Consider the following 23,172-nt stretch of genomic DNA (forward strand, 5'->3'; position numbering starts at 1 on the left):
ACAAATGACCTACCGTATCCAAGCCCGCGCATTCATGCTTGCCGCCGCCCTGCCGCTCCTGGCCTGCGGGGCGGCGCAAGCCGCCGACGCCTGGCCCAGCCGCCCGGTGCGGGTGGTGGTGCCCTACGGCCCCGGCGGCGCGGTCGACGTGGCCACGCGCAAGATGGCGCAGATGCTGTCGACGCAGACCGGCCAAAGCTTCATCGTGGAGAACAAGCCCGGCGCCACCGGCACCATCGGCGTGAGCCAGGTGGCCCGCGCCGCGCCGGACGGCTACACGCTGCTGGCCAACGACACGACCTACTCGCTGCTGCCCCATATCTTCAAGCAGCTGCCCTTCGATCCCGCCAAAGACCTGCAGCCGATCTCGGCTTTCGTGTTCGCGCCGATGGCGCTGGCGGTATCGGCCGACAGCCCGTACCGCAAGCTCGATGACCTCATCGCGCAGGCGCGCGCCAAGCCCGACACGGTCACCTATGGCTCGGGCGGCCCGGGCACCACGCCGCACTTCGCCGCCGAAGGCCTGGCGCTGGCGACCGGCGTAAAGTTCATGCACGTGCCTTTCAAGGGCGCGGCCGAAGCCACCCAGGCGGTGCTGGGCAAAGTGATCGACTTCCAGTTCGCCTCCACCACCGGCGTCATGGGCCCGGTGCAAGGCGGACAATTGCGGCTGCTGGCCGTCAGCGGCACGCAGCGGCTGGCCGTGCTGCCCGAGGTGCCGACCTTTTCGGAAGCCGGCGTGAAGGATTTCGGCGTGGTCAACTGGACCGGCCTGTGGGCGCCCAAGGGCACGCCGCCCGAGGTCACCGAACGCCTGCAGCGCGAGGTCGCCAAGGCCATGGCCTCGGAAGAAATGCAGACCTTCGCGACCAAGATGGGCGCCGAACCGCGCGCGGTCGACGCCGCCGAGTTCGGCCGCATCCTGGCCGACAGCAACGCGATGTGGGGCAAGGTGGCGCGCAGCATCGGCTACGCCGCCAAGTAGGCCCCGGGGAGACGCCATGTTTTACGCGCAAGCGCCCGAGTTGGCGCAATTCGAAGTCTGGACGTCCATGCCCGAGCGCTGGCGCCGTCCCGAACGCAGCGACTGGGCGGACGCCAACCGCGGCGGCGCGCCCGTCGACTCCTTTCTGGAAGGCCCCGTGTTCGACCGTCACGGCAATCTGTATGTGGCCGACATTCCGTGGGGCCGCGTGTTCCGTATCGGGCCGGACCGCGAGTGGTCGCTCGTGGCCGAGTACGACGGCGAGCCCAACGGCATGAAGTTCCTGGACGACGGCCGCCTGCTGATCACCGACTACAAGAATGGCCTGATGACGCTGGACATCGCGAGCGGCCAGGTCGCGCCCTATCTGGCGCGCCGCAACAGCGAGCGCTTCAAGGGCGTGAACGACCTGATCTTCGACGCCCGGGGCAATCTGTACTTCACCGACCAGGGCCAGAGCGGCCTGCACGACCCCACCGGCCGGCTGTACCGCCTGCGCCCCGATGGCGGCCTGGACTGCCTGCTGGACAACGTGCCCAGCCCCAACGGCGTGGCGCTGTCGCCCGACGGCAAGGTGCTGTACCTGGCGGTCACGCGCGGCAACTGCGTGTGGCGCGTGCCGCTGATGGCCGACGGCAGCGTCAGCAAGGCAAGCCAGTTCTTCACCTCGTACGGCCCCAGCGGGCCGGACGGCCTGGCGGTGGACGAGGCAGGCAATCTGCTGGTCTGCAATCCCGGCCTGGGGTATGTCTGGCTGCTCAACCACCGCGCCGAACCGCTCATCGTGTGGCGCAGTCCGGCGGGCGCGTCCACCACCAACATCGCATTCGGCATGGATGACCGCCGCAAGCTGTTCTGCACCGAATCGGTGTCCGGCTCGATCCTGTGCGCGCGGGCGCCCCATCCCGGCCTGGCGCTGGCCAGGCCCGGCTCGCGCTGAGCGGCCGGTTCAATTACTGTTGATCCAGTCCTGGGTGTCCTGGATGAACCAGGGAAGATTCAGTTTTTCGCCTTCGCCGGACTGGATGGTCAGGCGCTGGCCCGGCGCGCTCTGGCTTCCGTGCGCGGCCGAAGGCGGCCGGCTCCGATAGTCCATATCCGTTTGCCGGGGCGGACTATCGGCGCAGGCGGCGACCGCCGCGCAGGCGAGCGCGGCAAGAACTGGCTTGAGGGCTGAGTGACGGATCTTCATGCTGCCACTATACGCGCCCGGCCAGGCGCGCGCCTTCATTCGATCTCGATGCCCGCCTGCTCGATCAGCGCCGTCCATTGCTTCGTGTCGCGCCGCACGATGTCGGCCAGCCCTTGCGGCGAACTGGACACGAACTCCACGCCCTGGGATTCGAACTTCTGGTTCAGCTCGGGATTCTTCAGCGTTTCGATCACGGCCTGGTTCAGCTTCGCCAGCACCTCGGGCGGCGTGCCCGCCTTGGCGAACAGGCCATACCAGGTCGTGTACGACACGCCCGGCACGGTCTGCGAAACCAGCGGCAGCGTGGCCGTGTCGGCGCCCTTGCTGGGCGCGCTCATGGCCAGCGCCCTGATCGAACCCTTGTCGATCATGGGCTTGAGCGAAGGCATGCTGCTGAACAGCGCCTGCACCTGGCCCGAGGCCAGGTCCGTCAGCACCTGCGAGGTGCCCCGATACGGCACGTGCACCACGTCGATCTTGGCGTTGCTCTTGAAAAGCTCCATGCCCAGGTGGGCCACGCCGCCCACGCCCGCCGAGCCGAAATTGACCTTGCCGGGATGGGCGCGGGCGTAATCGACCAGGCCCTGCACCGAATCCACCGGCAGCTTGGCGTTGACCACCAGCACGTGCGGGCTCTCGGTCAGCAGGCTGATCGGCGCCAGCAGTTCCAGCACGTTCTTGCCTTGCATCGCCTTGGACGGCACCGTCATGTTGCCGGAGGCCGGCATCAGCAGCGTATAGCCGTCCGCTTCGGCGCCCAGCACCTGGTTCAGGGCCGGCACGCCGTGGCCGCCGCCGGCGTTCACCACCACCACCGGCTGCCCGAGGCGGTCGCCGAACAGTTTGGCGAATTCGCGCCCGACCATGTCGGCCGGGCCGCCGGCCGCGAACGGCACGACCATGCGGATGGGACGTTCCGGATATTCGGCCTGGGCCTGGGACATGGGCGCAAGCGCTGCGACCAGGGCGATGGCGCCCAGCGTTTGTTTGAGCAACATTGTCTTCCTCCTGTAGGTAATGCGGGAATCTTCTTGTGCGGGGTCCGACTAGCGCGCCGGCGCGATGTCCAGCGTGGCGCGCCCCAACGCCTCGTCGAGCCAGGCCGGCCTGAGTTCGCCGCGGGCGATGGCTGCCATGCGCAACGCTTCGGCGCGGCCCTTGGCCAGCGCCGCGGTGATCAAGGCGTCGCTTTCGTCGGGGCTGAACACGACCAGGCCGTCGTCGTCGCCCAGCACCCAGTCGCCCGGATTGACGGCCACGCCGCCGCACCGGATCGGGCGGCCGACGCTGCCGCCGCCGGTCTTGGTCGGCCCCGCCGGCGACAGCGCCGCGGCGAACACCGGCAGCGCGCCGGCGCGCAGCTCGGCGGCGTCGCGCATGGCGCCGTCGACCACGACGCCGCTGAGGCCGGCCGCCGCCGCCTGGGCGCACATGATTCCGCCCATCACGGCGCGGTCCGCGTAGCCCTGGGCGTCGACCACCAGCACGTCGCCCGGCCGCGCGGCGGCCAGCGCGGCATGAATCGCCAGGTTGTCGCCGGCCGGCACCGACACGGTGAGCGCGCGGCCGCGCAACAGCCATCCCGCCCGCAGCGGCTTGATCGGCGCGTGCATCGCGCGCGCGCCCACGTCGGCCAGCAAGGTGCTGCAAAGACCTTCGGTAAACACATCGGACATCACGTTCACTCCATCAGGGCCGACACGACGGCCGGGAAAATGCTCTGGAAGGCCTCGCCGTAGCGCGCGCCCCCGGTCTTGCCGCGACGGCCGGCCTGCGCGCCGCGCTGCAGCGCCACGCGTTCGTAATAGGCCCACAGATTGCGCTGCGTCGGCATGGCCTGCATGGCCGCCCACTTGCGGTCCCACACTTGCGTGATATCCAGCAGCACGTTGGGCCTGAAGCCGCAAAGCTCGGTCTGGTGCGGTTCGAAACACAGCACCTGCGGCGGCACCACGAAGTCGGCGCCATGCCCGGGCGCCATGGCCTGCATGCGCGCGCGCAGCGTCATTTCGAACGTGCGGCAATGGTCCAGATTGGAGGGATCGTGCTCCGGATGCGTCAGCACCACCGACGCCCGCGTACGGCGCAGGGTTTCGGAAATGCGGCGCACGGAGTCCGCCGATTCCGGCATCGGGTAGTCGCCCAGGTCATGAAAATCCAGCGAACTCACGCCCAGGATGTCGGCCGCGGCCTCGGCCTCGGCGCGGCGCTGCGCCTTCACGTCATCGCGCGCGGTGTCATCCCCCCACGCCGAATTGGACTCGCCGTTTTCGCCATAGCTCAGGCACACCAGGTGCACGTCCACGCCACGCTGCGCATGCAGCGCCATCGCGCCGCCGCAACGCCAGACGAAGTCGCCCACGTGCGCGGTGACCACCAGCATCGAACTCGCCATCTCTTTCTCCGGATTGGGAATGGCTTCATTGTATTTTTATGAAATGCCGTTGTATCTAGTACAATCAACCAGCAAATTCAACATACTTGGAGCACTCGATGAGTAACGACGGCGTGGTGGCGGTGGAACGGGCGCTGAGCGTGCTGGATTGTTTCCGGCCCGGGGCCGAACACCTGTCGCTGGCCGATTTCGCGCAGCGCCTGCCGCTGCACAAGACCACGATCTTCCGCCTGCTCAATTCGCTGGCGCGCTGCGGCTACGTGGTGCGCGAGGCCGACGGGCGCTATGGGCTGGGGCCGCGCGTGCTGTTTCTGGCGCGGGTGTACGAGCGCGGCTTCGACCTGTCGGCCGTGGTGATGCCCATACTGGAAAACCTCTCGGCCGATACCGGAGAAAGCGCGGCCTATTACGTCGAGGGCGGCGAGCCGGGGCAGCGGCTATGCCTGTTCCGCCATCAGCCGCACGAAGGGCTGCACAGCCAGGTCATCGCCGGCAGCGTGATGCCGCCCGACAAGTCCTCCACCGGCCAGGTGTTCGCGATCTGGGCGCAAGGCATCCAGCAGCGCGGCGACACCGCCCTGCCCATCTTTTCCTGCGGCGCGCGCGACCCCTACACCTCGTCGTGGTCCGTGCCGGTGATCGGCCAGGACGATATGTTCGTCGGCGCGCTCACCATCGCCGGGCCGTCCGAGCGCCTGAAGACGGTGGACGCGGCCCGGTTCGAGGCGCTGATACTCGAACGCGCCGACGAACTGTCCAGGCGGCTCGGCGCGTCGGCCGAAATGCGCGGCGCCTTGTACGGCCGCGGCTAGGCGCCGACGCTCGGCGCTGAAGGCAAAAGTTTCAAAATCCGCGCTGGCTACGCCCGTCTGGCCAGGCTGAAGACCGAGGCCGGCGGCAGATTGAGCGGCACGAACCCGATCCGGCGGGCCGACAGGCCGCAGGCGTCCAGCACGCCGGGCGACACCGGGCAACGCATGCCGTAGGTGAACAGCTGCATCGAGCCGCCCTCCGACATGGCGTCGAACACCGCGGTCAGCAGCCGGTGATGAAGCGCGCCGCTCATATTGCGCAATGGCAGTCCGCAGATCGCCGCGCCTATGCCTTCCAGCTCGGGATGGCTGTGGCGCGACAGCTCCAGCGCGCAGACCTGCAGCACGGCGGCCTGGGGAAACTGCGTACGCAGGCTGGAGCTCATGGCCGCGTCCTGCTCCACCAGCACCATGCGCGCCGGGTCCACGCCCCGGCGCAGCATTTCCCGGGTGAACACGCCGGTGCCGCAGCCGAGCTCCAGCACTTTGCCCGCATTGGGCGGAATGGCCGAGGTGATGGCCGCGGCCAGGGCCGGGCCGGACGGCGCCACGGCGCCGATGGCCGCGGGATTGGAAAGTAACGCCTTGACGAACTGCTTGCGCTCCTGCAGCCAGCTCATGGATGTTCGGGACGGGGACTTATGCGCTGCGGTGAAGTGGAAAGGCGAATGCATCGGTCGTTTCTGACTCCAGGTACGAAAACCTCCGCGCGCTTTTGCGCGCGGAGATTCAGCTTGAACGCGCCGCCGGGCGGGCGGCGCGCGCTGCTATCCAGACCTTAACTGGCATCGACGGTTCAGGCACGAAACCGTGCGTAAGCACCCTTGTCAATCTGACAAGCGCCCCTCCTACTTGCCCGCCGGCCGCAGCGTCAGCGTATCGGCCCGCTCGCTATCCACCTTGGCGCGGCTGAACGCCATGGGGAAGTACTCGCCGGTGGCCCAGCCCTTGAGCAGGTTCTGGTAGTACGGGCTGCGCGGATCGGCGGACTGGCCGGGCACGTTCTGCACACGCGAATTGTCCCAGTTGGACACGTCGATCACCTGGCGGTACGAGGCGCCGCTGATCTGGCGGAAGTCCGACTTGCGGAACGTGGCGCGATGCACCGTGTCGTTGTCGCCGCCCACCGGATAGCGCGGCGTGCCGTAGGCCTTGGCGGTGGCCTCGGGCAGCAGGCCGGCCAGGCTGTGCTCGAACTGGATGTGGTGCAGCTTGCCCCATTGCCACTGGGCCGGGTCCGAGCCGAGCTTGGCCTGCAGCTTCTGCACGCCGTCGCCCAGCGCGGCCAGCAGCAGCGCGTCGCGGCCCTGCTCCGGCCGCTGGCCGAAGGCGGCGTCCGGCGCGGCCAGCTTCTCCAGCGTCTTGCGCGTGGACAGCTCGCCAAAGACGCTGCGGCCCGCGGCGGGCACATACAGGTCGGACACGCGCTTGACCACTTCGGGCAGCCAGAACTCATAGACCGTGGCGGCGCGGCTGTCGGTGCCCGTCTTGTAGTCCCAGTCCTTCAGCAGGCTCAAGGCCCGGCTCAACTGCGGATCGGCGGAGTTCAGCGACTTGGCGTAGCCGGCTAGCGTGCGCGCCGGAATCGACAGGTTGTCGAACTGCAGGGCCTGCGAGTTCTGCACCGTCAGCCCCTTGCCGTCGGCCAGTACTTCGCGGATGCGCTGCACGCGGTAGGGTTCGGCCCAGGTGCGCGCCGACATGTCCCGGTAGCGGTAATCGGCCGGCAGGTTGAACTCGTTGGCCGTGGCGAAGTAGCCCTCGGGCGGGTTGTAGACGCGCGGCAGCGCGCTGCCGGGCAGCACGCCGCGCCATTCGAAGTCGCCGTTGCCGGGCACGGGCAGCATGCCCGACCAGTCGGCGCGCGGACGGATCGGCGCGATGCTGCCGCCGAACCAGCCGATATTGCCGTCCACGTCGGCGTACACCATGTTCTCGCTGGGCGTGTAGTGCTTTTCCATGCCGGCCACGAACTCGTTCCAGTTCTGCGCCTGGTTCAGCCGCAGGCTGGCCAGATAGGCGGCCGTGCCCGGATATTCCAGATAGGCCGCCCGCAGCGCATAAGCCTTGCGCCGCACCGGATCTTCATAAATCACCGGACCGTGGCGCGTGAACTTCAGCTGCCGCGTCGCCGCCGGCTGGCCGCGCACCGGAATCGACTCCTCCACCTGGCGCATCTTCTCCCAGCCGCCGCGGTAGCGGTACTCATTGGGATTGGACGGATTGGTATCGTAGACGTAGAGGTCTTCCTCGTCGCCGAAGGCGAAGATCGTCAGCCCGAATGCGATGCGGTCGTTGTGCCCCATGGAAACGCCGGGCAGCGCCGGCTCGCCGGCGCCGATCACGTTCCAGCCCGGCGCGTTCAGATGCACCATGTAGCGCAGCGACGGCATCGTGATCGAACGGTGCGGATCGCCCGCCAGTATGGGCTTGCCGGTGGCCGTGTGCTGTCCGCCTATGGTCCAGTTGTTGCTCTCGTAGCGGGTCGCCATGGGATCGAACGCGGGGTCCAGCGCGGCCATCATGCCCGCCGACAGGCGGCTTGCCAGCGCCGCGCGCTGGTCTTCGGCCAGCGGGCTGCGCGGAAAATCCGCCGCCACGAACTTCTGGCCGGTGCGCGCCAGGCTGTAATTGGCGAGCACCTTGCTGTCCACCTGCTTCACGTCCAGCCCGGCCGGCACCTGCAGCGCCAGCGGCGGCTCGAAAGTGCTCAGGCCCTGGACCGTGTTCAAGCCCAGCGCGGCCACCCGCTGCGCCATTCTGACTTCTTCGTTGAGGTTGCGCGTCAGGCCGTAGATGCGGATGAGCGAGGTCTGCGGACTCCAGTAGCCGGGCTCGGTGCCGGTCAGCTTGAATTCCGGCGGCATCTGGTCGGGATGCGCCTTGACCCAGTCGACGTAGGCGTTGATGCCCGCCGCGAACGCGGTCAGGATCGCCTGGCCCTGCGGATGGTAGCTGGCGTATTCGGCCTGCATATCGCCGCGGAACAGGAACAGGCGCGCGGCGCGGTCCTGCTCGATGAAGCGCGGGCCGAACTGTTCGGCCATCTTGCCCTCGCCCTGGCGGCGCCACAGATCCAGCTGCCACAGCCGGTCGCGCGCGGCGCTGAAGCCCTGCGCGAAGAACAGGTCCGCCTGATTCTGCGCGTAGATGTGCGACACCCCGTGGCGATCGCGCACGATCTCCACCGGCTGCGACAGCCCGGCCATATCGATGGTGTCTTTCTTGCTTCCCGGCGCGGCACAGCCCGCCAGCACCGCCACCAATCCGCCCGCCAGCAATGCAGCGGCCCTGCGATTGAACGTACGCATGACTCCTCCTCCGATGATTGGACTGCCATCGCTGCCGGTCTCGAGGCGCCATGCTTGCCGACGCTGCCGCTCGCAATGCCGTACAACTAAACCATGTGTCCCCCCTCTTGCGCAAGCAAGTTTTCAAGCATAAATTCTTCGATACCGCATATCGCTTGCGTCGCGAGCGAACTGCGCGCACGGCGTCAGAAGGTTGTTTTTCTATCCCTGTTCCCTTGAGGAGCGATGCGATGAAAGTGAAACACCTGTTCGGTCCCGCAGTTCTAGCCCTCGCCTTGCTGGCCCCCGCCACCGGCGCCGCGGCCGCCTCCGAGGGAGCCCCCATCCTCACCGGCCAGCAATGGTCGCAGTCCGACCCCAACTTGAAAAAAGCCTACCTGCTGGGCATGGCCAACCTGCTGCAGGTGGAACAGGCCTACCAGCGGCGCCACGCCCCCACCGACGCCCAGAGCCTGGTCCCGCGCTTCGCCAAGGGACTGCAGACGCAGACCCTGGACTCGGTGCGTGAAAGCCTGGACAACTGGTATGCGGCGAACCCGACGAGGATGGACCGCCCGGTGGTCGAAACGCTCTGGTTCGAAATCGTCGTGCCCGGCACGAAACGCGCGCGCTAGGAGACCGCCATGAAAACAGTTAGCTCGATCGTCATCGGCCTGGCGATGGTGTCGCTGGCCGGCTGCACCAACATGAGTTCCAAACAGCAAGGCACCCTGTCGGGCGCGGCCATCGGCGCCGCGGCCGGCGCCGGCATCGCCGCCATCGCCGGCGGCAGCGGCTGGACGGGCGCGGCCATCGGCGGCGTGGCCGGCGGCATTGCGGGGAATATTTACGGCGGGCAGTGAATGGATGGCCCGCGGAAATGACAAGCGGTTGAAGGCCGGCGTACGCCGGCCCGATGGGTTACGCGCGCTTGATATTCGAGTTCTTGTCCAAGGATTCTCGCGCTGCACCCATCCTACGCTGGACGACAACACGTAGGAAGGGAGCTGCGCGAGACATTTAGCGCAAGAACATCAGCGCTGCGAATCCAGCACTTCGTTGTTCTTCACCACTTCCTGCGCCTTGGCGTAGCTTTCGATCAGCAGCTGGTAGGCCGGGAACACCTTGGTGTAGACCTCGGCCCACTGGGCCGCGTCTTCGCGGTTCCAGGTCTTTTACAGTTCGGAGGCGACGGCGGCGGTGTCCATCGGCACCACGCCGGCCTGCACCACGCGCGCCAGCGTGATTTCCTGGGCCATCTTGCTATAGGTGCCCGACGTGTCGATCACGGCGAATATTTTGTAGCCGTCGGCCACGGCGCTGATGGCGGGGAAAGCCATGCAGACGCTGGTGATGGTGCCGGCGATGATGAGGGTCTTGCGGCCCGTGGCCTTCACGGCTTCGACGAACTCGGGGTTGTCCCAGGCGTTGATCTCGCCCTTGCGCGCGACGTACTTGGCATGCGGGGCGTTGGCGTGGATCTCCGGAATCAGCGGGTGCCGCGCGGCTCATTCAGCGTTCTCTTTGTAGAACGCTATGGCGTCATTTTGCCATTCAGCCACATCATCTCGTCCCTGCATTATTTACATCGGGCCGCAAGGCTGGCGTACGGCAGGCAATCCCCCATGACGCGCCGGCCCACCACGGCCCGCCCGGCGCAACCGGCATACACTGCAACGCCCGGCCCCTGCCTGCGCACGACTCCCTCATGACGTATCTGCTCTGGTCCCTGCCCGCCCTCATCGTCATTGCCGCCATCGCCAGCGGACGCGTGAACACCACGGTCGCGGCCATCCTGGGGCTGGCGGCCGCGCTGGCCGTGGCGCTGGGGGCCGCGCCCGCGCCATTCGACGGCGGGCAACTGGGGCAGGCGCTCACGCGCGGCCTGTGGATCGGCGCGATCATCACGCCCTATATCCTCGGCGGACTGCTGTTCTGGCACATGGCCGCCCAGCATCCCGCCGGCAAGGCGGCCGGCGCCGACGGCCCGGGCGATACGCTGGCGCGGCGCAGGCGGCTGTACTTCGCCTGCTTCCTGGTGGGTCCGTTCGCCGAAGCGGCCACCGGCTTCGGCGTGGGCATGCTGGGCACGGTGCTGCTGATCCGTCCGCTCAAGCTGCAGCCGCGCGAAACCATGGTCTTCGCGCTGCTCAGCCAGACCCTGATTCCGTGGGGCGCGATGGGCAGCGGCACGCTGCTGGCCTCGGCCTATGCGCGCGTGCCGGCCTCGCAGCTGGCGCTCTACAGCCTGGTGCCCGTGGCGTTGCTGACGGCGCTATGGATGGCGCTGTACTGGCGCACCGCCGCGCGCGCGAGGCTGCGCGCCGCCGCATCCGAACACTGGCGCGAAGCCGGCTGGATGACCGTGAGCCTGGCGGCGCTGGCCGCGGCCACCGCGCTGCTCGGTCCCGAGACCGCGCTGCTGGCGGCCTACGGCCCGCTCATCGTCGCGCGCTTCCTGCTCGACCGCCGCCCCGGCCGCGCGCAGTTGCAGGCCGCCGCCGGCGGCGCCCTGCCCTACATCGTCATGATCGCCTGGCTGGTGGCGACCCGGCTGCTGCCTGGCCTGAACCATGCGCTCTCGGCGCCGGCCGACTTCCGCCCGTACGCCGACCTGCCGGGCTGGCAGCCCTTGCTGCATGCGGGCAGCTGGCTCATCGCCGGCGCGCTGGCGCTGGCCGCGCTGCGACGCCAGCCGCAAGTCCTGGCCGCGCAGGCGCGCGCCGCCTGGACCACCGGCCGCCACGCCGTGTACTCGGTGTTCCTGTTCGCCATGATGGCCGAGGTGCTGGCCGGCGCCGGCATCTCGCAGGCCTACGCCGACGGCCTTTTCTCCAGCCTGCGCGACTGGACCGTGCTGATCACGCCCGTGCTGGCCGGCGCCTTCGGCATCCTGGCCAACAGCGGCAACGCGCCGAACAGCCTGTTCATGCCGTCCCAGCTATCGCTGGCGCTGCAAGCCGGCCTGAACGTGCCCGCCGCGGCCGCATTGCTGCACGTGTCGGGGACCTCGCTGGGCATTTTTTCGCCGGTGCGGATGTCCATCGCCGCCGGACTTGCGCACGGCCGCGGCCAGGAACGCGCCGTCTACGCCGGGCTTCTGCCTTACGCGCTGGCCGCTTGCGGGGCGCTGCTGTGCCTGGCGCTGGTGTTGGCGTTGTCGGGCAGTCCGGGGTGAAGGGGCCACGCCGGCCACTTTCCCGGCACGCGCTTCAGGCGCTATTGCTCCACGCCATACAAGGCAGGAAGCAGAATCGGCAAGGAATCGAGTGGAAAAGCGAACCTGACCGGGGCATGGGACGTATCGGAAGCGACCAGGCCGGACTTCAGGGCCGCCGCCAATAGAGCGCGCCCCGTGCGTTCGCCCAGGCCGGTCATCTGAATGAACTCTCCGCGCGTGGTGGGACCTGCGGCAAACAGATGGTAAATGGGCAACGCGGCCTCGGGCCGCAACCGTCCCTTCGCCGTTTCCACCAGGACCGACGCCTTGATTTTTTCTTTCATCGAGTCCAGCGCCAACATTTCCCTCATGTAGGAAACCTGGTCTTCACATACCCCCAGGAAATATTCGATCCATTGCAACAGGCCCTTTTGAGTGAGGTTGCCGCGCCCATCCAGATCGCCTTGCCGCGGCGCGTCCGCACCGGCCAGATAGCCGTAGTAGTCCGCGACATTTCGAGCCAGGCCACGATTGACCGACCATAGGCCCCGGGTAATTGGCAACATGGCAGCGTGAGTTTGCAATCGCGCGGAGCGACCATTGCCGTCGGAGAAAGGATGCATCCAGGCCATCCGATGATGCGCGCAGGCGATGGCGATAAGCTGTGCATCACCGGCCCGTTGCCGGTCATAGTGCGCGGTGAACGACTCCATGAACCGTGGCAAAGCGCGCCAGACGGGCGGATGGTGGCGACCGACGACGACATCAACCTCCCGCAGCTCTCCCGGTTCGACGGATAGGCCGTCCTTGCTGATTCTGTCCGCCGGAGCAAGGCGGCCATACATGGCTCGATGAGCGAGCCTAGCGAAATCGGCGCTCAGCGGCGAATGGCTCTCGGCCAGACCTTCCAGTTGCCGTTCCGCCTCGATATGAGCCACGGCAACACGCTGCAATTGTGCAATTTCGGGCTTGTTCGAGTACTTGCCATGTAAAGCTGCGTCGATGTTCCTGGGGGTTGTGCTTTGGCCTTCGATCCCGTTGCTGTAATAGGAATTCATGCTGCGCAACAGTGCGTGCAACGCGGCCCGAGTGCTCGGATGAGCTACACCTCCAAGTTCGGCCGCTCGGTTGACCACGGCCGCCGACCGCTCAAGCAAGGGAGCCAATACATGCTCGCCCGGCGATAAAGGCATGAACTGCTGCAAAGCGTCGTACATTTCGCCCGTCTGAATTCCGATTATTAAATTTGTATATATCAACGCGGCACCGGCAACGGCGGCGCGGGCGTCAGCGGCCCGCTGGGCTGGCCCCGCGGCGCAGGCATGGGCGGCAGGAGCGACGGCGCCGGGCTGACCCATCCCGGCTGGCGGCCCGGGCTGCTGCCGGGCGCCGGAGGCGGACCCGGCGGCCTGCCGGCATTGGCGCAGCCCGTGCCCAGGCACGGCTCGGGCGCCGGCTCGGGATTGAAGAGCCGTGGGCAGGCGGCGCCCACGCAAGTGTCGGGAATGACTCGGGCCGAAGGCGGCGGCTGCGGCACGGCGGGCGTCGCGCCCCGGGCGCCGGCAACGGCGGACAGCGCCGCCAGGCCGGCCGCCAATACCGCTGTTTCACGCATTTTCATGGCTGCATGCTCCGCCCCGCGCGCCGGGGCCTGCCGCCAGGATTCCATGCCGGCGCGCCCGGCGTCAATCCAGGCGGATGTCGGTGCTCTTGACCACCGTGGCCCAACGCGCGCGTTCGCCGGCGAAGAACTGCGCCAGCTCGGCGGGATTGCGCGTGACGATTTCTGCGCCCTGCTCGTTGAGCTGAGCCTTGACCTCGGGCTGGTTGACGATCTGCGCCATCAGCGTGGACAGGCGCTCGGCCACCGGATCGGTGAAGGTCGCCGGCGCCATCACGCCCTGCCAGGTGCCGGATTCGAAGCCGGCCACGCCCTGCTCGGAAATGGTCGGCAGGTCGGGCACCAGCTGCATGCGTTCGCGCTTGGAGATCGCGATCGGACGCAGCTTGCCGGCGCGGATATGGGGCAGCGTGGCCAGCAGGCCGTTCATGATGATCTGGGTCTGCCCGCCGATGGTGTCGGTCACCGCCTGCGAGCCGCCTTTGTACGGCACGTACTCCCATTGCGCGCCGGTGGCCTGCTGCACCGCCACTGCGGCCAGGTGCGGCGCGCTGCCGATGGCCGTCACGGCGAAATTCAGGCGCTGCTTCCTGGACAGCGCGACCAGTTCGGGCACGGTGCGCGCCGGCACGTCCGGATGCACGGCCAGCACGTGCGGCGAATAGGCCAGCATGCCGACGGCGCGCAAGTCCTTGGAGGGGTCGAAAGACAGCTTGGTATAGACCGACGGACTGATGGCCAGCGCGCCCACGTCGCACAGCAACACGGTATGGCCTTCGCCCGCGGCCTGCACCACCAGCCCGGCGCCCAGATTGCCGTTGGCCCCGGGCTTGTTCTCGACCACCACCGTCTGCGACAAGGCTTCGCTCAGCCGCGGCGCCAGCAGGCGGGCGATGATGTCGGATGATCCGCCCGGCGGATATGGCACGATGATGCGCACCGGCCGGGTCGGCCAGCCGGACGGCTGCGCCCCCGCGGGCAACCATGGCGCCAGGCACAGCGCCGCGGCGCCGCCCAGGAACTGTCTCTTGCTCGGGTTCATGCTGTCTCCTCTCCAGGATATGCGCCGCGTCCGCTCGGCAGGCTAGTTATCGTACAACTACAAGAATAATTCCAAACGACATAAAAAATATATTTCGGGTTTCCCCTTTAATGCCGCATATTTAGCCAGACCCTTCCTTGTTATCCCAGTTTTCATGTTGTACGATGACCTACCTCTTGAATCAAAAAACCACCCAGGACGAGCGCCCCCATGACGACTCCGCAGGAACTCAAGAACATTGTTTCGGACGGCTTGCTGTCCTTCCCCGTGACGGACTTCGACCAGAACGGAGACTTCAACGCCAGGGGCTATGCGCAGCGCCTGGAATGGCTGGCGCCCTATGGCGCCACCGCGCTGTTCGCCGCCGGCGGCACGGGTGAATTCTTCTCGCTGGCGCCGCAGGAATATGCCGACGTCATCCGGACCGCGGTGCAGACCTGCGCCGGCAAGGTGCCTATCCTGGCCGGCGCGGGCGGGCCTACGCGCAGCGCCATCGCCTATGCCCAGGAGGCCGAACGCCTGGGCGCCAAGGGCATCCTGCTGCTGCCTCACTACCTGACGGAAGCCTCGCAGCAAGGCATCGCGGCCCACGTCGAACAGGTCTGCAAGTCGGTGAAGATCGGCGTCATCGTCTACAACCGCGCGCAATCGCGCCTGTCGGCCGACAGCCTGGCCCAGCTGGCCGAACGCTGCCCCAACCTGATCGGCTTCAAGGACGGCGTGGGCGACATCGAGGCCATGGTGCGCATCCGCCGCAAGCTGGGCGACCGCTTTTCGTATCTGGGCGGGCTGCCCACGGCCGAGGTCTACGCCGCCGCCTACCGCGCGCTGGGCGTGCCCGTGTATTCCTCGGCGGTGTTCAACTTCGTGCCGCGCACGGCCATGGCGTTCTATCGCGCCATCGCGGCCGGCGACCACGACACGGCCAACCAGTTGCTGGACACGTTCTTCCTGCCCTACCTGGACATCCGCAACCGCGTGCCGGGCTATGCGGTCAGCATCGTCAAGGCCGGCGCCCGGCTGGTCGGGCACGACGCCGGCCCGGTGCGCGCGCCGCTGACGGACCTGCTGCCCGATGAGATGGAGGCGCTGGACGCGCTGATACGCAAGCTCGGCCCGCAATAACAAGCCGGGCTGCAAGCCCGGATAAACCCGGTTCAAACCAGGAACTGGCGATACGCCTCGTTGTCGGTTTCCTCGAAATGGGCGTAGCCCAGCTCGCGCAGAAAGGCGTCGAGCGCGCCGCTGTCGGCCAGCGGCGCCTGGATGCCGACCAGCGCCGAACTGAAGTCCGCGCCCTGGTTGCGGTAATGGAACAGGCTGATGTTCCAGTTGGGCGCCATCTCCGACAGGAACTTCATCAGCGCGCCCGGGCGCTCCGGGAACTCGAAGCGGAACAGGCGTTCACCGCCGGCCAGCGGCGAGCGCCCGCCCACCATGTAGCGGATGTGCTGGCGCGACAGCTCGTTATTGGTCAGGTCTCCCACGGAAAAACCCTGTTCCTGCAGCGCCGCCATGATCTCGGCGGCGTCGCCGCGCCGCGCGATCTGCACGCCGACGAAAATGTGCGCGGTATGGGCATCGGCGATGCGGTAGTTGAACTCCGTCACGCTGCGCTGGCCGATCACGCGGCAAAAGCGCCGGAAACTGCCGCGCTCCTCGGGCACGGTCACGGCGAACACCGCTTCGCGCGCCTCGCCCACCTCGGCGCGGTCGGCCACGAAACGCATGCGGTCGAAGTTCATGTTGGCGCCCGACGTGATGGCGACCAGCGAACAGCCCTGCACGCCTTCGCGTTCCACATACTGCTTCAGGCCCGCCACCGCCAGTGCGCCGGCCGGCTCCAGCACGCTGCGCGTGTCCAGGAATACGTCCTTGATCGCCGCGCAGACCGCGTCCGTGTCCACCAGGAGCACCTCGTCCAGGTGCGCGCGGCACAGGCGGAAGGTTTCCTCGCCCACCAGCTTGACCGCCGTGCCGTCCGAGAACAGCCCCACTTCGGCCAGGCTGACCCGTTCGCCGGCGCGCAACGACTGCGCCATGGCGCAGGAATCCTGGGTCTGCACGCCGATCACTTTGACCTCGGGCGCCACCGCCTTGACGTAGGCCGACACGCCGGCCGCCAGGCTGCCGCCGCCGATCGGCACGAAGATCGCGTGCGGCGCGCCCGCATGCTGGCGCAGTATCTCCATGCCCACCGTGCCCTGGCCGGCGATCACGTAGGGATCGTCGAACGCCGGGATGAAAGTCAGCGCATGCTGCGCGGCCAGCGTCTGGGCGCGGGCATAGGCGTCGCTGTACGAATCGCCCGCCTGCACCACCGTCACCGTCGGCCCGCCGTGGGCGCGGACCGCGTCCACCTTTACCTGCGGCGCGGTCTGCGGCACCACGATGGTGGCGCGCACGCCGAGCTTGGCGGCCGAGATCGCCACGCCTTGCGCATGATTGCCGGCCGAGGCCGTGATCACGCCGCGGTCCAGCGCGGCCTGCGGGGTGTTGCGCATCTTGTTGTAGGCGCCGCGCACCTTGAAGGAAAACACCGGCTGGTTGTCCTCGCGCTTGAGCAGCACGGTGTTGCCCAGGCGCGCGGACAGGCCGCGGGCGGGGTCCAGTTCGGTCTCGCGGGCGATGTCGTAGACGCGGGCCGTGAGGATCTGCCTCAGGTATTCCATCGGCGAGGCGTTGCCGTGCTGGAATGCGGCGGGGTTAGCGGCTTCTGAACTGGCGGAAGGAGTTGCGGACATGCGGTTCTCTGCTTTGGGGGTTGGCTTTGCCCGGCAGAGGCGGCCACAAAAAACCCGCCTCGTGGGGCGGGTGGCTGTGACTGTTGCGGTCGCGCGCTAACCCACCATTCCAGGAATGATGGTAATAATCAGCGAAATGCGAACGGCGCGGAAATTCATGGGCCGTAGCTTCCTCCAAGCGCCGCGCTTTGTCAAACGAGACCCGCGGCGGGCCTGCCCGAAATAATGCGTCCCCGTTTTATCGCCTGCGCCTGCGCGTATCCCGCGCCCGACACCGCCGTTTTTCCTGCGCGCCAGACGGGCCGCGGTATTACAATGTAAGGTTCGTGGCAGTCGCACCTCCCTGGAGGCGGACCTGGGTCCGGCCGGTACAACCGGCCCTCCCCGGCCGGCCAAACAAAAAAGGGCGGGCGCCGGCCATGCTGGGCAGACGCTCACGGCCTGCGCGCCTGCCCGGACGAACCCACTCTCGACAACATCTACCGGCTTCGCGCCGCATAGCATGTTCGGGTTTGCGCCTAGCGCCTGCCGAACAGATTCAAGGATCATGTCTCTTACTCCGAAGATTATCTATACCCTCACCGACGAAGCGCCGGCGCTCGCAACCCGTTCGCTGCTGCCCATCGTCCAGGCCTACACCAAACCCGCCGGCATCACCGTCGAGACCCGCGACATCTCCCTGGCCGGCCGCATCATCGCCGTGTTCCCGGACTACCTCGACGACAGCCAGAAGCTGGGCGACGCCCTGGCCGAGCTGGGCGCGCTGGCCGTGCAGCCGGAAGCCAACATCATCAAGCTGCCCAACATCAGCGCCTCCATGCCGCAGCTGAAGGCCGCCATCAAGGAACTGCAGCAACAGGGCTACAAGCTGCCCGACTACCCCGACGCCCCGGTCAACGACACCGAGCGCGACATCAAGGCCCGCTACGACAGGGTCAAGGGCAGCGCCGTCAACCCGGTCCTGCGCGAAGGCAACTCCGACCGCCGCGCCCCGCTGTCGGTCAAGAACTACGCGCGCAAGCACCCGCACAAGATGGGCGCCTGGTCGTCCGACTCCAAGTCGCACGTGTCGCACATGAGCGAAGGCGATTTCTACGGCACCGAGAAGTCGGCGCTGATCGCCGCCGCCGGCGACGTGAAAATCGAACTGGTCGCCGCTGACGGCGCCGTCACCGTCCTGAAGGACAAGACCCCGGTCAAGGCCGGCGAGATCATCGACGCCGCCGTCATGTCCGCCGCCAAGCTCAAGTCCTTCCTGCAGACCCAGGTCGACGACGCGCGCGCCCAGGGCGTGCTGTTCTCGGTGCACCTGAAGGCCACCATGATGAAGGTCTCCGACCCCGTCATCTTCGGCCACGTGGTGTCCGTGTTCTACAAGGACGTGCTGGCCAAGCACGCCGACGCGCTGGCCCAGGCCGGCTTCGACCCGAACAACGGCATCGGCGACCTCTACGCCAAGATCCAGTCGCTGCCGGCCGACCAGCAGGCCGCCATCACCGCCGACATCGACGCCGCATACAAGACGCTGCCGGCACTGGCCATGGTCAACTCCGACCGCGGCATCACCAATCTGCACGTGCCCAGCGACGTCATCGTCGACGCTTCCATGCCCGCCATGATCCGCGACTCGGGCAAGATGTGGAACGCCGCCGGCGAACTGCAGGACGCCAAGGCCGTGATCCCCGACCGCAGCTACGCCGGCGTCTATCAGGCCGTGATCGACGACTGCAAGGCCAACGGCGCCTTCAACCCGGTCACCATGGGCAGCGTGCCCAACGTCGGCCTGATGGCCCAGGCCGCCGAGGAATACGGTTCGCACAACAAGACCTTCGTGATCCCGGCCGCCGGCACCGTCCGCGTGACCGACGCCGCCGGCGCCGTGCTGCTGGAACAGGCCGTCGAGGCCGGTGACCTGTGGCGCATGTGCCAGACCAAGGACGCCGCGATCCAGGATTGGGTCAAGCTGGCCGTCACCCGCGCCCGCGTCAGCAAGACGCCGGCCGTGTTCTGGCTGGACGAGAACCGCGCCCACGACGCGCAGGTCATCGCCAAGGTCAAGCAGTACCTGAACGACCACGACACCAGCGGCCTGGACCTGCGCATCCTCAGCCCGGTCGAAGCCACCAAGTTCTCGCTCAAGCGCATCCGCGCGGGCCAGGACACCATCTCGGTGACCGGCAACGTGCTGCGCGACTACCTGACCGACCTGTTCCCCATCATGGAACTGGGCACCAGCGCCAAGATGCTGTCCATCGTGCCGCTGGTCGCCGGCGGCGGCCTGTTCGAAACCGGCGCCGGCGGTTCGGCGCCCAAGCACGTGCAGCAGTTCCTGGAAGAAGGCTTCCTGCGCTGGGATTCGCTGGGCGAATTCATGGCGCTGGCCGCCTCGCTGGATCACCTGGGCCGCGCCTATGACAACGCCCGCGCCCTGGTGCTGGCCAAGACGCTGGACCTGGCCACCGCCAAGTTCCTGGACGAGAACAAGTCGCCCGAGCGCAAGGTCGGCGGCCTGGACAACCGTGGCAGCCACTACTACCTGGCCATGTACTGGGCCCAGGCCCTGGCCGCGCAGACCGACGACCGCGAACTGGCCGGCCAGTTCGCCCCCGTCGCCCGCGCCCTGGCCGACGGCGAGGACACGATCCTGGCCGAACTGAAGGCCGCCCAAGGCAAGCCGGTGGACATCGGCGGCTACTACCAGCCCGACCAGGCCAAGGCCAGCCAGGCCATGCGCCCCAGCGCCACGCTGAACCAGGCGCTCGCCGCCATCGCCTAAACGGCGCGACGCGACGCAAAAAAACCGGCAGCCTTGCGGGGCTGCCGGTTTTTTTTTCGCGCCTCAGGCCTGCAGCCGATCCAGCCGCAGCCGTCCGCGCTCGTCCGTAAGACGCCGCATGGCTCCATACGCCGCGCCCATGGCGGCCATGCCGCTGGCGCCGCACAGCAGGAACATCAGCAGGATCTGGTACTTCGCGGCCTCTATCGGGTCCATGCCGGCGATGATCTGGCCGGTCATGATGCCCGGCAGCGTGATGATGCCCGCCGCCGACATCTGGTTGATGCTGGGCACGATGCCGCGCCGCACCGATTCGCGCAACAGCGCCGAGAAGGCCTGGCGCGCCGGCGCGCCCAGCGACAGCCGGGCCTCGATCGCCAGCTTTTCGCGCCGCACGCCCGACAGCATTCCATCCAGCGCCAGGCTGGCGGCGTTGAGCACGCTGCCCAGCACGATGCCGATCAGCGCGATCGCATAGCGCGGGTCGTACCAGGGCTCCGGGTGCAGCGCGGTGTTGAGGATGAACATCACGGTGATGAGGGTCGTCGCCGCCACCGCCGCCGCGCCCACCCAGCCGTTGCCATGCCCGACCAGCCGGGCCTTGGGGCGCGCGGCCACCTCGCGCGCCGCCAGCGCCATCATCACCGCCACCACCAGCGCGGTCAGCCAGGGCGCCGCATGCGCGAACACGATGCGCAGAATATGGCCGACCAGCAGCAGCTGCACCACCGTGCGCAGCGCCGCCCACAGCAGCTGTCGCTGCACGTTCACGCGCAGCGCGAACGAGATCCCGGCGCTCAGCACCACCAGCAAAGACGCGACGACCAGATCCAGCGTATCCAGTTTGATCACGTCCATAGCGCCTCCAGCCTCCCCTGCTCCATGCGCCAGGCGCGGCGCGCCATGCGACGCGCCTGCTCGGCGCTGTGCGTGACCATCAGGATCGCCGCACCGCCGTCCAGGTAGCGCCGCAGCTCCTCTTCCACCCGTCCGGTAGCGGCCTGGTCCAGCGCAGCGGTCGGCTCATCCAGCAGCAGCACGCGCGGGTCCAGCGCCAGCGCGCGCACCAATCCTAGGCGCTGGCGTTCGCCGCTGGACAACTCGTTGACCAGCGCATCCAGCTTGTCCTCGGACAGGCCAAGCCGGCCCATGATCGCGACGGCGCGGGCGCGGTCCTTGAAATGCGGCGCCACGCGGTCTTCCCACCAGCCCGCCTCGGCCTGGCAGTACATGACCTGCCGGCGCCATTCATGGCCACGCATGCCCGAACGGCGCCGCCCGCCCAGCTCGGCCTCGCCGTGGCCCGGGTCCAGATCGGCGATCTGCCGCAACAGCAATGATTTTCCGGCCCCCGAAGGGCCGAGCACGGCGGCGCATTCGCCCGCCGCGAGATCCAGGCTGACGGGCGCCAGGCGGCGGCTGTAGAGGCCGCGCAGCCTGAGCAAGGGAGCTTCGTCTGACATGGCGGCAAGCATAACCCGTGACACGGCCCTATGCGTTTCGCCACCCTGCATATGGATGCCGCCTATGTGTTCTTTGCAATCCAACGCTGCAAAAAACGATTTGCTAGAGTACATATATTGCAAATGCGAATCATACCCATGCAGATGCTTGAGTCGTGCAACAGCGGTGCAGACAATCCTTCGCCGATGCGGTGGACAGGCCGGCAACCCCGCCAGCCGCGCCCCGTTCCCACCGATTAGACGCCGCGCCCGGCCTTGTCCCGCGGCGCTCGTTGCAGAACGCCGCCCGTGAATCACAGACCCAGAGGTGGCACCAACATGACCCGTGAACTCTATGACTTCGTCGCCATCGGCCTAGGCCCGTTCAATCTCAGCCTGGCCTGCCTGTCTGCTCCGCTGCCCGGCGTGCGCGCCCTGTTCCTCGACAAAAAGCCGGGCTTCGACTGGCATCCCGGCCTGCTGATCGAGGCCTCCACGTTGCAGAATCCGTTTCTGGCGGACCTCGTCAGCCTGGCCGATCCGCGCAGCGAATACAGCTATCTCAACTACTGCAAGCAGACCGGCCGCATCTACTCGTACTACATGCGCGAAAACCACTACCTGACGCGCGCCGAGTACAACCGCTATTGCAAATGGGTGGCCGCCCGCCTGCCCAACCTGCGCTTCAACAGCGACGTGCAAAGCGTCCTGCACGATCCCGCGACGAACACCTATCTCGTCACCGGCCAGCACAGCGCCACCGGCGAACGCTTCATGTTCCGCTGCCGCAAGCTGGTGCTGGGGCTGGGCTCGCAGCCGGCGCTGCCGGCGTGCTGCGACCGGCGCGAGGCGCCCTACATCCACAGCGCCGACTATCTGCGCCACAAGCCCGCGCTGCAACGCCGGGATTCCATCACGGTGATCGGCAGCGGCCAGAGCGCCGCCGAGGTCTTCCACGACCTGCTGCGCGACAGCGACGCGCACGGCTACAGCCTGGCCTGGATCACGCGCTCGCCGCGCTTCTTCCAGATGGAAAACACCAAGCTCACGCTGGAACTGATCTCGCCGGACTACACCGACTACTTCCACGACCTGCCCGAAGCCCGCCGGCGGCAGATCCTGGCCGAGCAAAGCAGCCTGTACAAGGGCATCAACGCCTCGCTCATCAACCAGATCTACGACCTGCTCGACGAAAAAATCCACAACGGCGACCGCCGCTACACGCTGCTCACCAACGCGGAACTGCGCGCCAGCCGCTACGACCGGTCCGCCGAGCGCTACCAGCTGGAATTCCGCCACGTCGATACCGCGCAGCCGTTCTCGCACGCCACCGACGGGCTGGTGCTGGCCACCGGCTACGCGCGCAGCATCCCCGCGTGCGTCAACCCCATCCACGACCGCATCGCCTGGACCGAACACGGCGGCTACCGCGTCGCGCGCAACTACACCATCGACCACGGCGGCAACGAAATCTTCGTGCAGAACAGCGGCCTGCTCAGCCACGGCGTCACCAATCCCGACCTGGGCTTCTGCTGCTACCGCAACTCGCAGATCCTGCGCGACCTCACCGGCCACGAGCACTACGCCATCGAGCCCCGCACCGCGCTGCAGGACTTCCGTCCGCCTGCCGGCGGCATGCTGCGCCACCGCGTGGCGGCGCTCGACCCGATGCCGCTGCTCGACGGGCACCGGGCGGCCTCGGTCTGACCCGAG

At 67.7% G+C, this 23,172-nt stretch carries 21 protein-coding genes and 1 pseudogene; 9 read left to right on the forward strand and 13 right to left on the reverse strand.

Features of this window, described 5'->3' with window-relative positions; all coding sequences use genetic code 11:
* The first annotated feature begins 4 nt into the window (after positions 1 to 4).
* Both AC1M14_RS13925 and AC1M14_RS13930 read left to right on the forward strand, forming a co-directional pair.
* Positions 5 to 985: a Bug family tripartite tricarboxylate transporter substrate binding protein gene (locus AC1M14_RS13925; RefSeq protein ID WP_479729831.1), complete on the forward strand. Its 981-nt coding sequence runs from the start codon at positions 5 to 7 to the stop codon at positions 983 to 985.
* A gap of 16 nt (positions 986 to 1,001) precedes the next feature.
* Entirely contained in the window at positions 1,002 to 1,925 is a 924-nt protein-coding gene (locus tag AC1M14_RS13930; protein WP_111825186.1) for an SMP-30/gluconolactonase/LRE family protein, read from the forward strand.
* Positions 1,926 to 1,934: 9 nt separating this feature from the next.
* Here the strand turns inward: AC1M14_RS13930 and AC1M14_RS13935 are convergent, their stop codons facing one another.
* Genes AC1M14_RS13935 through AC1M14_RS13950 form a run of 4 tightly spaced genes read right to left on the reverse strand, consistent with a single transcriptional unit; the run spans position 1,935 to position 4,572 of the window.
* Positions 1,935 to 2,177, reverse strand: coding sequence for a hypothetical protein (locus tag AC1M14_RS13935; RefSeq protein WP_102771816.1), 243 nt, complete (start codon positions 2,175 to 2,177; stop codon positions 1,935 to 1,937).
* Positions 2,178 to 2,212: 35 nt separating this feature from the next.
* Positions 2,213 to 3,175 (reverse strand): Bug family tripartite tricarboxylate transporter substrate binding protein, encoded by a 963-nt coding sequence (locus AC1M14_RS13940; RefSeq protein WP_102771108.1) that lies wholly within the window; start codon positions 3,173 to 3,175, stop codon positions 2,213 to 2,215.
* 48 nt (positions 3,176 to 3,223) lie between these two features.
* On the reverse strand, positions 3,224 to 3,853 hold the full coding sequence (locus tag AC1M14_RS13945; protein WP_479729832.1) for an RraA family protein: 630 nt from the start codon (positions 3,851 to 3,853) through the stop codon (positions 3,224 to 3,226).
* 5 nt (positions 3,854 to 3,858) lie between these two features.
* Positions 3,859 to 4,572: a PIG-L deacetylase family protein gene (locus AC1M14_RS13950; protein WP_102771106.1), complete on the reverse strand. Its 714-nt coding sequence runs from the start codon at positions 4,570 to 4,572 to the stop codon at positions 3,859 to 3,861.
* A gap of 98 nt (positions 4,573 to 4,670) precedes the next feature.
* On the opposite strand from AC1M14_RS13950, the gene AC1M14_RS13955 reads away from it, so the two are divergent.
* The gene (locus tag AC1M14_RS13955; protein ID WP_102771105.1) at positions 4,671 to 5,384 is read left to right on the forward strand and encodes an IclR family transcriptional regulator; all 714 of its coding nucleotides are present in this window, start codon (positions 4,671 to 4,673) and stop codon (positions 5,382 to 5,384) included.
* Between the two features lie 47 nt (positions 5,385 to 5,431).
* Here AC1M14_RS13955 and AC1M14_RS13960 read toward each other — a convergent pair whose 3' ends face one another.
* Complete coding sequence (locus tag AC1M14_RS13960; protein ID WP_246842379.1) at positions 5,432 to 6,004, reverse strand: class I SAM-dependent methyltransferase; 573 nt, start codon at positions 6,002 to 6,004, stop codon at positions 5,432 to 5,434.
* 228 nt (positions 6,005 to 6,232) lie between these two features.
* Entirely contained in the window at positions 6,233 to 8,695 is a 2,463-nt protein-coding gene (locus AC1M14_RS13965; RefSeq protein WP_479729833.1) for a penicillin acylase family protein, read from the reverse strand.
* A gap of 230 nt (positions 8,696 to 8,925) precedes the next feature.
* On the opposite strand from AC1M14_RS13965, the gene AC1M14_RS13970 reads away from it, so the two are divergent.
* Complete coding sequence (locus AC1M14_RS13970; protein WP_102771102.1) at positions 8,926 to 9,309, forward strand: hypothetical protein; 384 nt, start codon at positions 8,926 to 8,928, stop codon at positions 9,307 to 9,309.
* Between the two features lie 9 nt (positions 9,310 to 9,318).
* Complete coding sequence (locus AC1M14_RS13975; RefSeq protein ID WP_102771101.1) at positions 9,319 to 9,537, forward strand: hypothetical protein; 219 nt, start codon at positions 9,319 to 9,321, stop codon at positions 9,535 to 9,537.
* A gap of 171 nt (positions 9,538 to 9,708) precedes the next feature.
* On the opposite strand, the pseudogene AC1M14_RS13980 reads toward AC1M14_RS13975, so the two are convergent.
* Positions 9,709 to 10,170, reverse strand: a pseudogene (locus tag AC1M14_RS13980) (isochorismatase family protein); the annotation flags it as partial.
* Positions 10,171 to 10,382: 212 nt separating this feature from the next.
* Between AC1M14_RS13980 and AC1M14_RS13985 the strand changes: the two are divergent.
* Positions 10,383 to 11,852 carry a hypothetical protein gene (locus AC1M14_RS13985; RefSeq protein ID WP_479729834.1) on the forward strand — a complete coding sequence of 490 codons (1,470 nt, stop codon included), beginning with the start codon at positions 10,383 to 10,385 and terminating at the stop codon, positions 11,850 to 11,852.
* A 41-nt stretch (positions 11,853 to 11,893) separates the two neighbouring features.
* Here AC1M14_RS13985 and AC1M14_RS13990 read toward each other — a convergent pair whose 3' ends face one another.
* The 3 genes from AC1M14_RS13990 to AC1M14_RS14000 form a co-directional block, all read right to left on the reverse strand.
* Positions 11,894 to 13,051, reverse strand: coding sequence for a Fic family protein (locus tag AC1M14_RS13990; protein ID WP_479729835.1), 1,158 nt, complete (start codon positions 13,049 to 13,051; stop codon positions 11,894 to 11,896).
* Between the two features lie 38 nt (positions 13,052 to 13,089).
* A complete protein-coding gene (locus AC1M14_RS13995) occupies positions 13,090 to 13,455 on the reverse strand; it encodes a hypothetical protein (RefSeq protein ID WP_479729836.1) in 366 nt (121 codons plus the stop codon).
* A 64-nt stretch (positions 13,456 to 13,519) separates the two neighbouring features.
* Complete coding sequence (locus AC1M14_RS14000; RefSeq protein ID WP_479729837.1) at positions 13,520 to 14,497, reverse strand: Bug family tripartite tricarboxylate transporter substrate binding protein; 978 nt, start codon at positions 14,495 to 14,497, stop codon at positions 13,520 to 13,522.
* 210 nt (positions 14,498 to 14,707) lie between these two features.
* Between AC1M14_RS14000 and kdgD the strand changes: the two genes are divergently transcribed.
* Entirely contained in the window at positions 14,708 to 15,622 is a 915-nt protein-coding gene (gene kdgD / locus AC1M14_RS14005; RefSeq protein ID WP_102771095.1) for a 5-dehydro-4-deoxyglucarate dehydratase, read from the forward strand.
* Positions 15,623 to 15,654: 32 nt separating this feature from the next.
* Here kdgD and ilvA read toward each other — a convergent pair whose 3' ends face one another.
* Positions 15,655 to 17,241, reverse strand: a complete 1,587-nt coding sequence (ilvA, locus tag AC1M14_RS14010) for a threonine ammonia-lyase, biosynthetic (RefSeq protein WP_479729838.1) — start codon at positions 17,239 to 17,241, stop codon at positions 15,655 to 15,657.
* A 547-nt stretch (positions 17,242 to 17,788) separates the two neighbouring features.
* Here ilvA and AC1M14_RS14015 point away from each other — a divergent pair.
* A complete protein-coding gene (locus AC1M14_RS14015) occupies positions 17,789 to 20,017 on the forward strand; it encodes an NADP-dependent isocitrate dehydrogenase (protein WP_479729839.1) in 2,229 nt (742 codons plus the stop codon).
* Positions 20,018 to 20,080: 63 nt separating this feature from the next.
* On the opposite strand, the gene AC1M14_RS14020 is transcribed toward AC1M14_RS14015, so the two are convergent.
* Positions 20,081 to 20,875, reverse strand: coding sequence for an ABC transporter permease (locus tag AC1M14_RS14020; protein WP_111825196.1), 795 nt, complete (start codon positions 20,873 to 20,875; stop codon positions 20,081 to 20,083).
* Positions 20,866 to 21,480, reverse strand: coding sequence for an ABC transporter ATP-binding protein (locus tag AC1M14_RS14025; RefSeq protein WP_102771814.1), 615 nt, complete (start codon positions 21,478 to 21,480; stop codon positions 20,866 to 20,868). The genes AC1M14_RS14020 and AC1M14_RS14025 overlap by 10 nt, the downstream gene beginning before the upstream one ends.
* A gap of 318 nt (positions 21,481 to 21,798) precedes the next feature.
* Between AC1M14_RS14025 and AC1M14_RS14030 the strand changes: the two genes are divergently transcribed.
* A complete protein-coding gene (locus AC1M14_RS14030; protein WP_102771091.1) occupies positions 21,799 to 23,166 on the forward strand; it encodes a lysine N(6)-hydroxylase/L-ornithine N(5)-oxygenase family protein in 1,368 nt (455 codons plus the stop codon).
* Positions 23,167 to 23,172: the final 6 nt, after the last annotated feature.

The sequence above is a fragment of the Achromobacter sp. SX5 genome (assembly GCF_056711425.1).

What these genes read in the sequence shown, in the direction of transcription:
- AC1M14_RS13950 (WP_102771106.1), bottom strand. Translation starts at nt 4,572, where the DNA reads ATGGCGAGTTCGATGCTGGTGGTCACCGCGCACGTGGGCGACTTCGTC.
- AC1M14_RS13955 (WP_102771105.1), top strand. Translation starts at nt 4,671, where the DNA reads ATGAGTAACGACGGCGTGGTGGCGGTGGAACGGGCGCTGAGCGTGCTG.
- AC1M14_RS13935 (WP_102771816.1), bottom strand. Translation starts at nt 2,177, where the DNA reads ATGAAGATCCGTCACTCAGCCCTCAAGCCAGTTCTTGCCGCGCTCGCC.
- AC1M14_RS13990 (WP_479729835.1), bottom strand. Translation starts at nt 13,051, where the DNA reads ATGTACGACGCTTTGCAGCAGTTCATGCCTTTATCGCCGGGCGAGCAT.
- AC1M14_RS14030 (WP_102771091.1), top strand. Translation starts at nt 21,799, where the DNA reads ATGACCCGTGAACTCTATGACTTCGTCGCCATCGGCCTAGGCCCGTTC.
- AC1M14_RS13930 (WP_111825186.1), top strand. Translation starts at nt 1,002, where the DNA reads ATGTTTTACGCGCAAGCGCCCGAGTTGGCGCAATTCGAAGTCTGGACG.
- AC1M14_RS13985 (WP_479729834.1), top strand. Translation starts at nt 10,383, where the DNA reads ATGACGTATCTGCTCTGGTCCCTGCCCGCCCTCATCGTCATTGCCGCC.
- AC1M14_RS13975 (WP_102771101.1), top strand. Translation starts at nt 9,319, where the DNA reads ATGAAAACAGTTAGCTCGATCGTCATCGGCCTGGCGATGGTGTCGCTG.
- AC1M14_RS14020 (WP_111825196.1), bottom strand. Translation starts at nt 20,875, where the DNA reads ATGGACGTGATCAAACTGGATACGCTGGATCTGGTCGTCGCGTCTTTG.
- AC1M14_RS13925 (WP_479729831.1), top strand. Translation starts at nt 5, where the DNA reads ATGACCTACCGTATCCAAGCCCGCGCATTCATGCTTGCCGCCGCCCTG.
- kdgD (WP_102771095.1), top strand. Translation starts at nt 14,708, where the DNA reads ATGACGACTCCGCAGGAACTCAAGAACATTGTTTCGGACGGCTTGCTG.
- AC1M14_RS14025 (WP_102771814.1), bottom strand. Translation starts at nt 21,480, where the DNA reads ATGTCAGACGAAGCTCCCTTGCTCAGGCTGCGCGGCCTCTACAGCCGC.
- AC1M14_RS13970 (WP_102771102.1), top strand. Translation starts at nt 8,926, where the DNA reads ATGAAAGTGAAACACCTGTTCGGTCCCGCAGTTCTAGCCCTCGCCTTG.
- AC1M14_RS14000 (WP_479729837.1), bottom strand. Translation starts at nt 14,497, where the DNA reads ATGAACCCGAGCAAGAGACAGTTCCTGGGCGGCGCCGCGGCGCTGTGC.
- ilvA (WP_479729838.1), bottom strand. Translation starts at nt 17,241, where the DNA reads ATGTCCGCAACTCCTTCCGCCAGTTCAGAAGCCGCTAACCCCGCCGCA.
- AC1M14_RS13965 (WP_479729833.1), bottom strand. Translation starts at nt 8,695, where the DNA reads ATGCGTACGTTCAATCGCAGGGCCGCTGCATTGCTGGCGGGCGGATTG.
- AC1M14_RS14015 (WP_479729839.1), top strand. Translation starts at nt 17,789, where the DNA reads ATGTCTCTTACTCCGAAGATTATCTATACCCTCACCGACGAAGCGCCG.
- AC1M14_RS13940 (WP_102771108.1), bottom strand. Translation starts at nt 3,175, where the DNA reads ATGTTGCTCAAACAAACGCTGGGCGCCATCGCCCTGGTCGCAGCGCTT.
- AC1M14_RS13995 (WP_479729836.1), bottom strand. Translation starts at nt 13,455, where the DNA reads ATGAAAATGCGTGAAACAGCGGTATTGGCGGCCGGCCTGGCGGCGCTG.
- AC1M14_RS13945 (WP_479729832.1), bottom strand. Translation starts at nt 3,853, where the DNA reads ATGTCCGATGTGTTTACCGAAGGTCTTTGCAGCACCTTGCTGGCCGAC.
- AC1M14_RS13960 (WP_246842379.1), bottom strand. Translation starts at nt 6,004, where the DNA reads ATGAGCTGGCTGCAGGAGCGCAAGCAGTTCGTCAAGGCGTTACTTTCC.